The 15,286-nt window shown below is 56.2% G+C and carries 13 protein-coding genes; 2 read left to right on the top strand and 11 right to left on the bottom strand.

Annotated elements, in window-relative coordinates:
- Positions 1-32 precede the first annotated feature (32 nt).
- The 11 genes from MUU51_RS13175 to hpaG all read right to left on the bottom strand — a co-directional run bounded on the left by MUU51_RS13175 (position 33) and on the right by hpaG (position 12,717).
- Positions 33-2,186 (bottom strand): carbon starvation CstA family protein, encoded by a 2,154-nt coding sequence (locus MUU51_RS13175; RefSeq protein WP_159771491.1) that lies wholly within the window; start codon positions 2,184-2,186, stop codon positions 33-35.
- Positions 2,187-2,468: 282 nt separating this feature from the next.
- Positions 2,469-2,981, bottom strand: coding sequence for a 4-hydroxyphenylacetate 3-monooxygenase reductase subunit (locus tag MUU51_RS13170; protein ID WP_159771488.1), 513 nt, complete (start codon positions 2,979-2,981; stop codon positions 2,469-2,471).
- 17 nt (positions 2,982-2,998) lie between these two features.
- A complete protein-coding gene (hpaB, locus tag MUU51_RS13165) occupies positions 2,999-4,561 on the bottom strand; it encodes a 4-hydroxyphenylacetate 3-monooxygenase, oxygenase component (protein WP_258967899.1) in 1,563 nt (520 codons plus the stop codon).
- Positions 4,562-4,762: 201 nt separating this feature from the next.
- Positions 4,763-5,653, bottom strand: coding sequence for a 4-hydroxyphenylacetate catabolism regulatory protein HpaA (gene hpaA / locus MUU51_RS13160; protein WP_159771483.1), 891 nt, complete (start codon positions 5,651-5,653; stop codon positions 4,763-4,765).
- Positions 5,654-5,662: 9 nt separating this feature from the next.
- Complete coding sequence (gene hpaX, locus MUU51_RS13155) at positions 5,663-7,021, bottom strand: 4-hydroxyphenylacetate permease (protein WP_159771480.1); 1,359 nt, start codon at positions 7,019-7,021, stop codon at positions 5,663-5,665.
- Between the two features lie 21 nt (positions 7,022-7,042).
- The gene (hpaI, locus tag MUU51_RS13150; protein WP_159771477.1) at positions 7,043-7,840 is read right to left on the bottom strand and encodes a 4-hydroxy-2-oxoheptanedioate aldolase; all 798 of its coding nucleotides are present in this window, start codon (positions 7,838-7,840) and stop codon (positions 7,043-7,045) included.
- Positions 7,841-7,850: 10 nt separating this feature from the next.
- Positions 7,851-8,654 carry a 2-oxo-hept-4-ene-1,7-dioate hydratase gene (hpaH, locus tag MUU51_RS13145; RefSeq protein WP_258967898.1) on the bottom strand — a complete coding sequence of 268 codons (804 nt, stop codon included), beginning with the start codon at positions 8,652-8,654 and terminating at the stop codon, positions 7,851-7,853.
- Between the two features lie 54 nt (positions 8,655-8,708).
- A complete protein-coding gene (locus MUU51_RS13140) occupies positions 8,709-9,089 on the bottom strand; it encodes a 5-carboxymethyl-2-hydroxymuconate Delta-isomerase (protein WP_159771472.1) in 381 nt (126 codons plus the stop codon).
- Between the two features lie 9 nt (positions 9,090-9,098).
- Positions 9,099-9,950: a 3,4-dihydroxyphenylacetate 2,3-dioxygenase gene (gene hpaD, locus MUU51_RS13135; protein ID WP_159771469.1), complete on the bottom strand. Its 852-nt coding sequence runs from the start codon at positions 9,948-9,950 to the stop codon at positions 9,099-9,101.
- Between the two features lie 2 nt (positions 9,951-9,952).
- Complete coding sequence (gene hpaE / locus MUU51_RS13130; protein WP_258967897.1) at positions 9,953-11,419, bottom strand: 5-carboxymethyl-2-hydroxymuconate semialdehyde dehydrogenase; 1,467 nt, start codon at positions 11,417-11,419, stop codon at positions 9,953-9,955.
- Positions 11,416-12,717, bottom strand: coding sequence for a 4-hydroxyphenylacetate degradation bifunctional isomerase/decarboxylase (gene hpaG / locus MUU51_RS13125; RefSeq protein WP_258967896.1), 1,302 nt, complete (start codon positions 12,715-12,717; stop codon positions 11,416-11,418). The genes hpaE and hpaG overlap by 4 nt, the downstream gene beginning before the upstream one ends.
- Before the next feature lie 272 nt (positions 12,718-12,989).
- On the opposite strand from hpaG, the gene hpaR reads away from it, so the two are divergent.
- On the top strand, positions 12,990-13,445 hold the full coding sequence (hpaR, locus tag MUU51_RS13120) for a homoprotocatechuate degradation operon regulator HpaR (protein ID WP_159771460.1): 456 nt from the start codon (positions 12,990-12,992) through the stop codon (positions 13,443-13,445).
- A 163-nt stretch (positions 13,446-13,608) separates the two neighbouring features.
- The gene (gene tsr / locus MUU51_RS13115; protein ID WP_258967895.1) at positions 13,609-15,276 is read left to right on the top strand and encodes a methyl-accepting chemotaxis protein; all 1,668 of its coding nucleotides are present in this window, start codon (positions 13,609-13,611) and stop codon (positions 15,274-15,276) included.
- The last annotated feature ends 10 nt before the right edge of the window (positions 15,277-15,286 follow it).

The raw sequence follows: 15,286 nt of genomic DNA, 5'->3' as shown, positions 1-15,286 counted from the left end.
ACAAAGCCCCGCCGGAGCGGGGCTGAATACGATTAATGATGTGAAGAGGTCTTCACGCCACCTTCTGGCACCGGAACATACGGCGTTTCCTTGTCGGTTCGCGCGTCGATAGCGCGCGCCTTCATACAGGTTTTGATGCCGTAGAAAATGATGCTGTAAACCACCACCAGGAACAGAATGCTCAGCCCTGCGTTGGTGTAGTTGTTGATGACGATGTGGTTCATGTTAGCAATCTGTTGGGCAGTCAGGTCGCTGCTGCCTGCGGCAATTTTCGCTTTGTACTGGTTCGCCATGAAGAAGAAGCCTTCCAGCTGCGGATTATTGCTGAACAGTTTCAGGCCGAGCGCCCAGGTGGTACACAACAGCAGCCATAGCGCAGGCACCACGGTGACCCAGATGTATTTGGTGCGCTTCATTTTCACTAGCACCACGGTGCCGAGCACCAGCGCCACGGCCGCCAGCATCTGGTTAGAGATCCCGAACAGCGGCCATAGGCTCTTCACGCCGCCCAGTGGGTCAACCACGCCCTGATACAGCAGATAGCCCCACAGGCCGACGCAGCCCGCCGTCCCGGCGATACCCGCCACCAGAGAGTCGGTTTTCTTCAGGAATGGCACGAAGTTACCGAGCAAATCCTGCAACATAAAGCGACCGGCACGGGTGCCTGCATCCAGCGCGGTCAGAATGAACAGCGCTTCGAACAGAATACCGAAGTGGTACCAGAAGCCCATGTCCGCCCACGGCAGTACTTTGTGGAACACGTGGGCGATACCGACGGCAAGCGTAGGCGCGCCACCGGCACGGTTCAGTACCGACGGCTCGCCGATGTCTTTCGCGGTCTGCATGATTTGCTCAGGCGAGATAACGAAGCCCCAGGAGCTAACGGTCGCCGCGGCGTGAACGCTGGCATCTTTCAGCTGCGCCATGATCATCGCCGCATTTTCGCCGCCCATTTCGTGCAGGTTCGGCATGGTGATACCGAGGCCCGCAGGCGGGGTATTCATCGCGAAGTACAGGCCCGGCTCGATGATAGACGCCGCAACCAGCGCCATGATCGCCACGAAAGACTCCATCAGCATCGCGCCATAGCCAATCAGGCGCGCATCTTTTTCATTCGCCAGCAGCTTCGGCGTGGTGCCGGACGCAATCAGCGCATGGAAACCAGACACCGCACCGCAGGCGATGGTAATGAACAGGAACGGGAACATCGCGCCTTTCCACAGTGGACCAGTACCGTCGATGTACTGGGTCACTGCCGGCATTTTCAGCTCCGGGTTGAGGATAACGATGCCGAGCGCCAGGCCCACAATCACCCCGATTTTCAGGAAGGTGGCGAGGTAGTCGCGCGGAGCCAGAATCAGCCACACCGGCAGCAGCGCAGAGACAAAGGCGTAGCCAATCAGCGCGAAGGTGATGGTGGTGTCTTTAAAGGTCAGCGCCGGGCCCCAGTACGGGTCGTGAGCGATGACGCCGCCGAACCAGATGGATGCCACCAGAAGCACGATGCCGATAACCGAGATTTCGCCCACGCGGCCGGGGCGAATAAAGCGCATGTAGACGCCCATAAACAGCGCAATTGGCACGGTCGAGCAGACGGTGAATACGCCCCACGGGCTTTCGGCGAGGGCTTTCACCACGATAAGCGCCAGTACCGCGAGGATAATAATCATGATAAGGAAGCAGCCGAACAGGGCAATCGAGCCCGGCACGCGGCCCATTTCTTCTTTTACCATTTCACCGAGCGAGGAACCGTTACGGCGCGAGGAGATAAACAGCACCATAAAGTCCTGCACCGCCCCGGCCAGCACGACACCGGCCAGCAGCCACAGCGTGCCGGGCAGATAGCCCATTTGCGCTGCCAGCACCGGGCCGACCAGTGGGCCTGCGCCGGCGATCGCCGCAAAGTGGTGCCCGAACAGCACGTAGCGGTTGGTCGGGACGTAGTTCAGACCATCGTTATTGATAACCGCCGGTGTGGCGCGGGTCTCATCGAGTTTCATCACCTTCTGGGCGATGTACAGGCTGTAGTAGCGATAGGCCACCAGATACACCGAGACCGAGGCGACCACGATCCACAGGGCGCTGACGTGCTCGCCGCGACGCAGGGCAACCACCGACAGGCAGAACGCCCCGATGATTCCAATAATGGCCCATGGCACATGCTTGAGAAGTTTTTTCATATCCATAGTTAAAAACCTGGCGTTTATAAGAATGAGTGAAGTGTTACAACGACTTCTGGAGGTATTGATGCTGGGAGCTATGGTGCCAGAGCTTCGCGCGCGCAGAAGGGGGAAAATGGGTGAGTGGTTGTCAGACGCAGGTAAGCGGTCAAAAAGGCGGGCGAGCGGTTCAGGCTCGCCGCAATTGACTGAATTTGTGTGATTGGGATCACTTAAGGCGGGCCGCCATTTTGCACTTCAGCCCGCTTTTTGATGTCCCGATACGTTTTACCGTCGATGTGCAGGTGGTTAAATCGCCGCTTCCAGTTCCATCATCACCGGATGGAAACGGCGTTTGAAATAGATAAGACCGTGGCCCGCATCGCTGAGAACGATATTTTTAATTTCAACCAGATAGGTCAGATGGGTGCCGATGGTTTGCACCTGGCTTATCTCCCCTTCAAGGCTGGCGAGTGCGCCTTTTAACACCGGTTGCGCCAGCGGGCCTTTCTGCCAGCAGGAGAGGTTAAAACGCTCCTCCATCGTCATCCCGGTCATGCCAGCAAAGTGGCGCGCCATCAGTTCCTGTTCGTGATTCAGTACGTTGACACACAGTCTGCCATTCCCCTGAAACACCGGGTTCATCGCGCTGTTGGCGTTAATGCACACCAGCAGGGAAGGCGGCGTGTCGGTGACTGAACAGACCGCGGTGGCGGTTATCCCGCAACGTCCGGCTTCACCCTCGGTGGTGACAATATTGACTGCCGCCGACAGGCTGGCCATCGCCTCGCGAAAACGCAGGCGTTGTTCATCTGATTGCATTGAAGCCTCCCGCTGCGTTATTTCAGCAGCTTATCCAGCAGGTTGATATCGCTGTTGTTGTGTAAATGGGGAACCGTCCAGCCGTGCTGGTCGTACTCAGAGAGACAGCGGTCGACCATCGCCATCATTTTGTCCATGTTGCCGGAGCTTTGTGCCTGACGCAGACACTGCAGGCGGATTTCATCCTGGCTGCCTGAGTAGTTGATTTCATACAGCTCGTGACGGCCGCCAAATTCACTGCCAATCGCATCCCACATCAGTTTCAGGATCTTAATGCGCTCAACATGATCCATGCCGTTGGAGCCACGCACATATTTCGCCAGATACTGATCTATCTGTGGGTTGTTCAGATCGCGGGCGCTGGAGGGCAGATAGATCAGACCGCTGGTGACGTTACGCTCGATAATGTTTTTGATCTTGGCGTAGGCCATCGGCGCCATTACGCGATAGGTCTGCAGCGCGGCGTGATCTGGCAGATAAGCGCCGTTCACCCACGGAGTCGCTTCGGAACACATGGAGTCACTCAGCGCCCAGAACATGTTGCGCCAGGCCACCACTTCACCGAGGTCGGCCTGTACGCCACGGAACTCAACGGTACCAGTGCATTCCAGCGACTTTTTCAGCAGTGCGGTGATGAAATCGAGCTTCACCGCCAGCCGTACGCAGGCTTGCAACGGATACATACGGGCGAAGCCGCCTTCCATCGTCCAGCGACGGCAACGATCGAAATCACGATAGATAAGCACGTTCTCCCACGGGATCAGCACCTTATCCATCACCAGGATCGCATCGTTTTCGTCGAAGCGGCTGGAGAGCGGATAGTCGAATGGCGACCCGGTAGCCCCCGCCACCATTTCATAGGAGGCGCGTGAGATAAGTTTCACCCCTTCTGCGTCCATTGGGGCGACGAACATCAGCGCGAAGTCCGGGTTTTCGCCCATCACCTGTGCGGAGCCAAAGCCAATCATGTTGTAGTGAGTCAGTGCGGAGTTGGTCGCCACCACTTTTGCCCCACTGACGACTATCCCGGCATCGGTCTCTTTTTCCAGCTTGATGTAGACATCTTTTACTTCATCAGCGGGTTTATGGCGGTCAATCGGTGGATTGACGATGGCATGGTTAAAGTACAACCCGGTTTCCTGGATGCGGCTGTACCAGTTGCGGGCGTTTTGCTCGAACTGGCCGTAGAAAGCCGGGTTAGCCCCGAGTGCGCAGCCAAAGGCGGCTTTGTAGTCCGGTGTGCGCCCCATCCAGCCGTAGCTCAGGCGTGACCATTCTGCGATCGCGTCACGCTGCTGGCGCAGGTCGTCGGCACTTTTCGCCACGCGGAAGAACTTATGGGTGTATCCGCCGCTGCCGGTATCGGTGCCCCAGCACAGGGCATCCTGCATTTCTGGTTTATGCAGCGCGTCATACAATTGCCCCACGGAAGCCGCCGCATTACGAAACGCCGGATGGGTGGTGACGTCTTTAACGCGCTCGCCGTAGATATAAATCTCACGACCGTCTTGCAAGCTTTTTAAATACTCTTCGCCGGTTAATGGACGTTTGGTATCAGCGCGGAAATCTTCAGGTTTCATGTCGACCTCTTCAGTAGTCATCGGAATTTGATTGTTAAATTTGTGTTTTGTTTTTGTTGTTTAATTGAAGCGCCAGACCGGGGTTACGTGAAGAGACTTTTGCGACAACGGCGGGTACTTTTCGGGGACGTCCGGGATTTGTGAGCGGTATCGCTTTTAACCTTGCCGGGTAGAGAAAACGCAAGAAAAAAGGGCCAGATTTCAGGAGACTGGCACTTTTTGCGCCCGATATGCACTGGGGGAACAGCCCACTAAGCGATTAAAAAAGCGCGCAAAATAGGCCGGATCTTTAAAGCCTAATTGCCAGGCAATTTCATTCACCGCGCGATCAGAAAAAAGCAGAAGCCGTTTGGCTTCACGCAGCTGGCGGTCAAAGATCAGGCGTTTGGGGGGACGATTGGCAAAGCGGCGGCAGATATCGGTCAGCCGCGATTCCGTCAGATGCAATTCGCTGGCGTAATCCGGCACCGTCCAGTGCTGGTGGTAGTGGCTGTCGATCATCTGGTTAAAGCGCTGAAACAGTTTGAGCTCACCACGCATCCCGCTGGCGGCGTGATCGTCGAGCTTTGCGTTACGCAGCAGCAGGGTAAATACCGCCTGGGCAAGCAACACCAGGGTGTGCTCGCGCCCCGGCAGGTGTGCTGTCGATTCCCGGGCAATCAGTTGCCAGTAGTGTGTCAATGCCGCGAGTTCATCGGGTTTATCCGCCAGTGAAAGACAGATCCCCGGCAGGCCGAATGCTTCCCGTGTGCCGGGATAGAGCACTTCCAGCAGCGGCCAGATAAGATTTTCGCGAACCGTCAGCACGTGGCCATCGCTGTCAGACTCGGTGATAAAGGCGTGCGGCACCGACGGAGGCGTGATGACAAACAGCGGTGCCTGCACCGAGTAGCGATGATCGTCGAGCTGAAGTTCAATCTGCCCGGTATCGAGAAAATGCATCTGGAAAAACTGGTCATGGCGATGCGCCTGCATGTCGCGCCCGAAGAACGCGGCCATGCGGGCGAATGACTGATAGTGCACATCGTCGGTGCCGAGACTTTCATCATACTCTTTGCTGATGTCGATATTGGCGACCGGACTCTGGCACATAACCACTCCTTAATGACTTTTCTGCGCAGCAAGCCCTGGGGCGCTGGCTGGGCTTTCCTTCTGGGTCATGGGGATACGTGTCAGCACCAGTGCGCCGAGCACCAGCAGGCCGGCGACAAACCACAGGCCGGAGCTGAAACTGCCGGTGGCATCACGCAGAATGCCGATCAGCAGCGGACTGACCGCCGATCCTACGTTACCGATGGCGTTGATCACAGCCAGTGCCACCGCGCGGGATTGCAGGCTGATAACCTGATCCGGCGTGGTCCAGAAGATGGCCATTGCGGTAAACGATCCAGTTGAAGCGATGATTATCCCGAGTAGCTGGATCAGACTGTGATCGGTGGCGGAGGCCAGCAGCCAGCCCACGGCGGCAAACAGATACGGCACAATGGTGTGCTTTTTGCGCTCTTTCAGTCTGTCGGATCGGCGGCTCCACCAGATCATTCCAAGGATGGTGCAAAACTGCGGGATCGCCGCCAGCAGGCCAATCACAATATTACTGCTGCCGGTGTTGAAGCTTTGCAGGATTTGCGGCGTCCAGATATTGATAGCACTCAGCGTATTGGTCAGGCAGAAGTAGGCCAGCGTGTACAGCAACACCGCCGGGGTAAGCACTTCGCGCAGCGTCGATCGCGGGGTGTTCGGGCGGGCAAGGGCGTTTTCCTGCTCGCGGGCGATCATGGCTTTTAGCGTCTGTTTCTCTTCGGCATCCAGCCAGCTGGCCTGGTCAGGCGTATCGTTGAGGTAGAACCAGGTCACCACACCGAGCACCACGGAAGGCAACCCTTCCAGCAGGAACAGCCATTGCCAGCCTTTCAGGTTCCACAGGCCATCAAGCGCCAGAATGTAGCCTGAGAGTATTGAGCCAAGCATCATGGTGACCGGCATCGCTATCATAAACAGGGCGTTAGCCCGGGCGCGATGGTAAGCGGGGAACCACCAGGTCAGATAAACCAGAATACCCGGCAGGAAACCGGCTTCCGCAATACCAACCAGCATACGCAGGATGTACAGCGTGTGTGGGCTGGTGGCAAACATCGTGCAGGTGGACGCGATGCCCCACACCACCATGATCCCGGCAATCCAGCGGCGTGCGCCCACCTTCGCCAGCATGATGTTGCTAGGGATCCCGCACAGCACATAAGTGACATAAAACAGTGTCGCCGCCAGGCCAAACATGGTGGATGTCAGGCCCAGATCTTTGCCCATAGTCAGACCGGCAAAGCCGATGTTGATACGATCGAGAAATGAAAAGACAAACAGAATAAAGAGAAAAACAATTAAACGACGGAACAATTTATTGATGACGCGATGTTCTATTTCAACGGCTTTATTATCATTAGGTTGCAGGGTAGCAGTCGTCATGATGCGCTCCACATCGTACGGTCAGTAGACGGATTTATTGTTATGTACTGCGGTGACGGAGGTGCGATTAAAGCGTGCGGCCAGCGCTTCTGCGCCACGCGCGAGCAGGGTAGTATCGACTCCAACGGCGACAAACAGCGCGCCGAGTTCGAGATACCGTTTGGCCTGTTCTTCATTGGCCATCAGGATCCCTGGGGCTTTGCCGGCCTGACGGATGTGCACAATGGCCTTTTCAATGGCGGCCTGTACCTCGGGATGCTGCGGATTACCGGCAAATCCCATATCTGCGCTGAGATCGGCCGGGCCGATAAATACGCCGTCCACGCCCTCGACATCCAGGATTTGCGGCAGATTTTTAAGCGCTTCCCGGGTTTCGATTTGTACCAGCACGCACATGGCGTCATTGGCCTGCGCGAGATAATCCGGAATGCGATTCCAGCGCGATGCACGGGCCAGCGCACTGCCCACGCCGCGAATACCGGCCGGGGGATAGCGGGTTGCGCTGACCGCAAGTCGCGCTTCGTCAGCATTCTGCACCATTGGAACGAGCAGTGTTTGCGCACCGACATCCAGCAGCTGTTTGATTTGCACCGGGTCATTCCACGATGGGCGGACCACCGGCTGGCTCGGGTAGGGCGCAATAGCCTGCAACTGGCTCAGCACCGTTTGCACATTGTTAGGCGCGTGCTCACCGTCGATAAGCAGCCAGTCAAAACCAGCCCCTGCCAGCAGTTCGGCACTGTAGCTGCTGCATAAACCCAGCCACAGGCCGATTTGCGGATGACCCGCTTTCAGCGCGTCTTTAAAGGCATTATTCATGAGTATCTCCTTATACGAAGCGACAGCTGACAGAACCCATGTTGCCGTAGTCGACATGGAAGGTATCGCCTTTGCTGGCGGCGACCGGGCGGGTAAACGAGCCGCCGAGGATAATTTGCCCCGGCTCAAGCTGTACGTCGTACGGCGCCAGCTTGTTGGCAAGCCATGCCACGCCATTAGCCGGATGATTCAGTACGCCTGCCGCGACACCGGTTTCTTCGATAACGCCGTTGCGATAGAGCAGAGCGGAGATCCAACGCAGATCCAGTTCGTCTGGCCGAATTGGGCGTCCGCCGAGGATCACCCCGGCGTTGGCGGCGTTATCGGAAATGGTGTCGAACACTTTGCGTGGGCGTTGCGTTTGGGGATCGACGCTGTGGCAGCGAGCGTCGATCAGTTCCAGCGCCGGGATCACGTAGTCGGTGGCGTTGTAAACATCGAACATCGTGCAGTTTGGCCCGCGCAGCGGTTTCGCCAGCACGAAAGCCAGCTCCACCTCGATGCGTGGGACGATAAAGCGATCCGCAGGGATATCGCTGCCATCGTGGAAGAACATGTCGTCCAGCAGCGCACCGTAGTCGGGTTCACTGATTTGTGAGCTGGCCTGCATCGCCTTTGAGGTCAGGCCGATTTTGTGTCCTTTCAGCACGCGGCCTTCGGCGATTTTCAGGCTGACCCACTCACGTTGTATGGCATAGGCGTCGTCGACAGTGATCGTCGGATAATCCAGCGAGATCTGACGGATCTGCTCGCGGTTCTGTTCTGCCTGATGCAGACGATGGGCTATCAGGGTATGAGTATGTTTATCGAGCATAGCGATTTCCTGTGACCGTGCCCGGCAGGCAAGTGCCGTCGGCTGTAACGCGCACTACTTAAATAAAGCGTGCACGTTGTTTTGTTTGTAATTGAGCGTCGGATGCAATTCGTCTATCTCAAATGACAGCGCCAGATAGCGATTGGCCATCAGGTGCGCAAAATGGTCTTTGATCAGCGTAAACAGCATTTCGCCCACTTCCTGACGGCTCTCCAGGCTGCGGCCTGATCCAATTTTTAGGGTGATGTGGACGAAGGCGTAATCGTGCTTACCGTCCGCCATTTGCCAGGTATCTATCCAGTGCGCGCGGCTGCGGATGCCGCCGAGCGGGAAAATACCGGTGGCCGCCAGAGCCTCGTTAACGTGGGCGAACAAACCCGCTAAATCGGCCTGTTCGCGGATATTCTCCGTACATTCGACGATAAAGTGCGGCATGGTGACCTCTTATGCAGGCAGGGGGAAAACGGCGTTGACCTGGCCGGTGCCGGAGCTGGCGAACAGCTCGGTGAGGAATTCCACCTTGCCGTCATAGTTATCCCAGCCGAGCATGCCGAGCAGCATCACCGTGTCATGCATATTGCCTTCGCCATAGCAGTAGTCGGCATACTCCGGCAGCATGCTACAAAATTCTTTGAACTGGCCTTCGCGCCACAATTTGACCACGCGCTCGTCCATCTGCCGGTCAAACTCGCGGGTGTAGCTGTTCATTCCCTCCTCGGCGCGCTGATCGTCGATGAAGCGGTGTGACAGCGACCCGCTGGCGAGCACCGCCACGGTGCCGTCATATTTTTCAATCGCCGTGACGATGGCTTCCCCCAACTTGCGGCTGTCGGCAAAGTCATGCACGGTGCAGAAGGCGGAGATGGAGAGCACTTTGAAATGCTTGTCGCTGTTCATGTAGCGCATTGGCACCAGCGTGCCGTACTCCAGCTTCAGGCTCGGGATGTTGTGCGCTTTGGCACGCACGCCGAGCTTCACCGCTTCGTCAGCAATCAACTGACCCAGCGCCGGGTTGCCGTCGTAGTCGTAGGTCATGTCGCGGATAAAGTGCGGCAGCTCGTTACTGGTGTAGACGCCGGAAAAGTGATCCGCACAGTTGATGTGGTAAGCGCTGTTCACCAGCCAGTGGGTGTCAAAGACGATAATGGTATCGACGCCCATCTCGCGACAGCGCTTGCTGATTTCTTTATGCCCATCGATAGCCGACTGACGGCAGCCATAGTTTTTACCTGGCAGTTCAGACAGATACATTGACGGAACGTGGGTGATTTTGGCCGCTAAGGCTAATTTGCCCATTTTTATACCCCCCATTTTGGGATCGGGTGGTCGCCCATGGAAATACAGACGTTTTTCATTTCGGCGAACACCTCAAAGCTGTATTCACCCCCTTCGCGCCCGGTGCCGGAAGCCTTCACACCACCAAATGGCTGGCGCAGATCCCGCACGTTCTGGGTATTCACAAACACCATGCCCGCTTCGATATTACGGGCCAGGCGCAGCACTTTGCTGACATCCTGGGTCCAGATGTAAGACGCCAGGCCATATTCCACGTCATTCGCCAGGCGCAGACCCTCTGCTTCGTCTTTGAACGGCAGCAGGCAGGCGACCGGGCCGAAGATCTCTTCCTGTGCCACGCGCATGCGGTTATCGACATCCGCCAGCACCGTCGGGCGCAGGAAGTTGCCGTTTTTCAGATGGGCAGGGAGATCGGTCGGTTTATCAGGGCCGCCCGCCAACAGGGTGGCGCCTTCTTCAAGGCCCAGGCGGATGTAACCAGAGACTTTCTCCCAGTGCTGCTGGCTGATAAGCGCGCCAATCTGGGTATTGGGATCGGTTGGATCACCCACCCGCAGACGGTTGGCGCGTTCGGCAAAACGCTTCACAAACTCCGGGTAGATGCTCTGCTGAATAAAGATGCGTGAACCGGCAGTGCAGCGCTCGCCGTTGATGGAGAAAATAGTAAACAGCGCGGCATCCAGTGCGCGTTCGATGTCGGCGTCTTCAAACACCAGCACCGGCGATTTACCACCGAGTTCCATCGAATACTTTTTCAGTCCGGCATTCTGCATGATGCGACGGCCGGTGGCGGTGCCGCCGGTAAAGGAGACAGCGCGGACGTCATGATGGCGGACCAGCGCATCGCCAGCGCTTGCACCATACCCCTGTACCACATTGAGGACCCCGGCTGGGATCCCGGCTTCCAGCGCCAGCTCACCCAGACGGTCAGCGGTCAGTGGCGACAGTTCTGACATCTTCAGCACCGCGGTATTGCCCAGCGCCAGACACGGCGCAACCTTCCAGGTGGCGGTCATAAACGGCACGTTCCACGGCGAAACCAGTGCGCACACACCGACCGGCTGCACCAGCGTGTAGTTGAGCATTTTGTCATCCACCGGATAGGTCTTGCCGTTCATCTGCTGGCACACTTCGGCGAAGAATTCGAAGTTGTGTGACGCGCGTGGGATCAGCACGTTTTTGGTCTGGTGAATGGGCAGCCCGGTATCAGCGGTTTCCATCGCCGCAATCTCAGGCACATTGTCGTCAATCAGCTCGCCGAGGCGGCGCATCAGGCGTGCACGCTCTTTCATCGGCAGGTTAGCCCATTTCGGGAATGCGGCTTTGGCGGCGTCTACCGCCTGATGAATTTCACGTTCACCGCCGGAGGCAACCTCGGCCAGCACCTCGCCGGACGCCGGGTTGGTGGTGTGAAAATAGTCGGTTCCCGCTACGTTTTTACCGTTAATCCAGTGGTTTATTTTTTTCATCGCAGCGTCTCCTCATGCGTTTGCGCGCTGATAATTCGGTTGGTCACACGACCGATACCTTCGACTTCCACCACCACTTCGTCACCCGGGACGACGTCGGACAGCCCTTTTGGGGTGCCGGTCGCAATCATGTCCCCTGGCTGCAAGGTCATAAATTCGCTCAGCCAGGCGATAAGAAACGGGATGCTGAAGATAAGATCGGCGGTGGTGCCTTGCTGGCGTAACTCGCCGTTGACCCAGGTGCGCAGGGTTAAGTTGTGCGGATCGGGGATGGCGGATTTATCGATGACATCCGGGGCAATCGGTGTCAGCCCGTCGCGGCTTTTTACCCGCAGGTTGGGACGGTAATAGTTTTCCAGATAGTCACGAATGGCATAGTCATTACAGACGGTATAGCCCGCCACGTAGTCCATCGCCTCGGTTTCACTCACCTTGCACGCAGTTTTGCCTATCACCACCACCAGTTCCGCTTCGTAGTGCATGTACTCCACATTGTCGGGGCGTACCGAATTCTGCGCATCACCGGTCCAGCTGTTGGGGGATTTGATGAAGACCAGCGGTTCCTGCGGTGGTGTAAATTCCAGTTCACTGGCGTGATCGGCATAGTTCAGACCCAGCGCGAAGAGCGTACCGTGGGGGTGAGATGACGCCGGGAAAGTTCGGGTTTCAGTTATCACCTGCTCCGCTACCACCGGGTTTTCCAGTGAGGGGAAGCCTGGTGCCTGAATGCTGACGCGATCGCCAGGATGCAGTTCCACGCGTTTATGTGGCGTACCGATCAGAATGGCATCACCGGGGTTAAGGGTGGCGAACTCACTCAGCGCGCTCAGCAGTTCGACGGCGCTGCGTTGTAAATCAGCCGTATTCCATTGGTCAACTTCACGGCCATTGATAGAGGTCACGATAGTCAGATTATCGATGTTATCGACGCTCGCCATTTCCCCCAGCGGGCAAAAACCGTCACGGCATTTTGCTTTAATCGCAGGGCGGTAAAAGCTCTCTTCCGGCAGGCTGACTTCATTCGCCAGTGCGTAACCGGCGATGTACCCGGCGGCGTCTTCCGCCCGGATTTTACTCGCCGTTTTTCCCACAATCAGCGCCACCGTTGCGCCGCTGAGCACCGTTTCTCCTTGCGGATGCGGAATAGGCTCGTCGGCGCCAATGACAGTATTACGGGGTTTGATAAACCAGACGGCTGTCTTTGGTAGAGCCTGGTAAGGCGGGCGTTCGAACGCTTCGCGCCAGACATCGAGCTGGCTGCGATGGTTGAGTGCCACGGCGAAAACAGTACCTTTCATGCATATACTCCTCAGGCCGGAAGACCGGGCTGTAATTTCATTAATATATTAATAATCAGGTTTTATGCTTTTGCTGATTGTTTCGCAAACAGAAGTGAATTATTTGTGATGTAATTAACAATAAATTTACACATTGCGATAAATTCTGTTATTTATCATTGTTTTAATTTATTGCGTTGATTTCTGTTAAACTTTTTAGCTAACATTGGCTTGTTGATAAAAACAGCATAATTAAATCATTCATCTATTAATGATTTCATCGAGGGAAGGCTATGCATGATTCACTAACGATTGCGTTGTTGCAGGCGCGGGAAGCGGCAATGTCTTACTTCCGGCCCATTGTGAAGCGGCATAATCTGACAGAGCAGCAGTGGCGTATTGTGCGTGTACTGGCTGAGCATCCTTCTATGGATTTCCATGACCTGGCTTTCCGGACCTGCATCTTGCGCCCCAGCCTGACGGGGATCCTCACGCGCATGGAGCGTGACGGCCTGGTGCTGCGTTTAAAACCGTTGAATGACCAGAGGAAACTGTATGTCTCGCTGACCAAAGAGGGGAATGCGCTGTATGAACGCGCTCAGGCGCAGGTGGAAGAGGCTTATCGACAGATTGAAGCGGAGTACACGCCGGAGAAAATGCAGCAACTGACCGCGTTACTGGAGGAATTTATTGTGCTGGGTAACCGGCATATTGCTGAGCGTGACCGCGAAATACCCTCAGAAGAGTAGTGATAACTTTCTCATTTTCAATGATATAGCGTACATGGTTAAATTATAGCTGTTTTGGTCAGCATGAATGGAGGGTATTAATCCCTCTTTTCAGCCTGTTTTTCCTTAAAGTTTTCTCTTTTCAGGCCGAATAACTGTTAACTTCCCACTGGATAGAGACAACATGTTAAACCGTATTAAAATTGTGACCAGCCTCGTGCTGGTTTTGGTCATATTTGGCCTTTTACAACTGACATCCGGCGGTCTGTTCTTTAACGCGCTGAAACACGACAAAGAAAACTTCACCGTTCTGCAAACCATCCGCCAGCAGCAGGCCACGCTGAACGGCAGCTGGGTGGCACTGCTGCAAACCCGTAACACCCTCAACCGCGCTGGGATCCGCTATATGATGGATCAGAACAATATCGGTAGCGGCGCGATCGTGGCGGATCTGATGAAGGTCGCCACCGCCTCTCTCAATGATGCGGAACAGCGTTGGGCAGAATACGAAGCCCAGCCTCGCGATCCACGCCAGAGTGAAGCGGCCGCGCTCGACATTAAACGCAATTACGATATCTATCACGGCGCGCTGGCGGAGCTTATCCAGCTACTCGGTGCGGGTAAGATCAACGCCTTCTTTGATCAGCCGACCCAGGGCTATCAGGATGGCTTCGAGAAAGCCTATGTGACGTATTTCCAGCAAAACGATCATCTTTACGAGCTGGCAGTAGAAGATAACAGTAGCTCATACACTCAGGCGATCTGGGTGCTGGTAAGCGTATTGATCGCGGTGTTGGCGGTGATCGTTGTGGTCTGGCTTGGGATCCACAAAACGTTGATCCAGCCGCTGACGCGGGTGATCGACAGTATTCGCCATATTGCCGGCGGCGATCTGGTAAAACCGATCGACGTGCACGGCAGCAATGAAATGGGCCAGCTGGCGGATTCTCTGCGCCATATGCAGAGCGAGTTGGTGCGTACCGTCGGCGAAGTGCGCAACGGGGCTGACGCCATTTACAGTGGTGCCAGTGAGATTGCGATGGGCAACAACGACCTCTCTTCCCGTACCGAACAGCAAGCTGCTTCTCTGGAAGAGACTGCCGCGAGCATGGAAGAACTGACCGCGACGGTGAAACAGAACGCCGAAAACGCCCGTCAGGCGAGCCATCTGGCGCTAAGCGCGTCGGAAACCGCGCAGAAAGGCGGCAAAGTGGTGGATAACGTGGTGCAGACAATGCGCGATATTACCAGCAGTTCGCAGAAAATTGCCGATATCATCAGCGTTATTGACGGAATTGCCTTCCAGACTAACATTCTGGCGCTGAACGCCGCGGTAGAAGCCGCGCGTGCTGGTGAGCAGGGCCGTGGTTTTGCGGTGGTCGCCGGTGAAGTGCGTAATCTGGCGCAGCGCAGCGCCCAGGCGGCACGTGAAATCAAGAGCCTGATTGAAGACTCGGTCAGCCGGGTTGATATCGGTTCGACACTGGTCGAAAGCGCCGGTGAAACCATGGATGAAATCGTCAATGCGGTAACCCGCGTGACCGACATCATGGGTGAAATCGCGTCGGCATCCGACGAACAGAGCCGGGGTATCGATCAGGTGGGTCTGGCAGTGGCCGAGATGGATCGTGTGACGCAGCAGAACGCCTCGCTGGTGGAAGAGTCCGCATCGGCAGCGGCCGCACTGGAAGAGCAGGCGAGTCGTCTGACGCAGGCGGTGGCGGTATTCCGTATTCAGCAGCAGCAGCTGACGGCCAGGCGTGAGTCATCTGCCCCGAAAACCAGTGTGCCGGTTAAGACTCTGCGTAAAACCGCAGCGACTGAAAACGGTGAGAACTGGGAAACCTTCTGATACGCAAATG

Source organism: Scandinavium manionii (assembly GCF_024764775.1).
In the GTDB taxonomy this organism is placed as follows: domain Bacteria; phylum Pseudomonadota; class Gammaproteobacteria; order Enterobacterales; family Enterobacteriaceae; genus Scandinavium; species Scandinavium manionii.
Note: the sequence above shows the minus strand (reverse complement) of the source record. Positions and strands in the feature narration are given on the sequence as shown.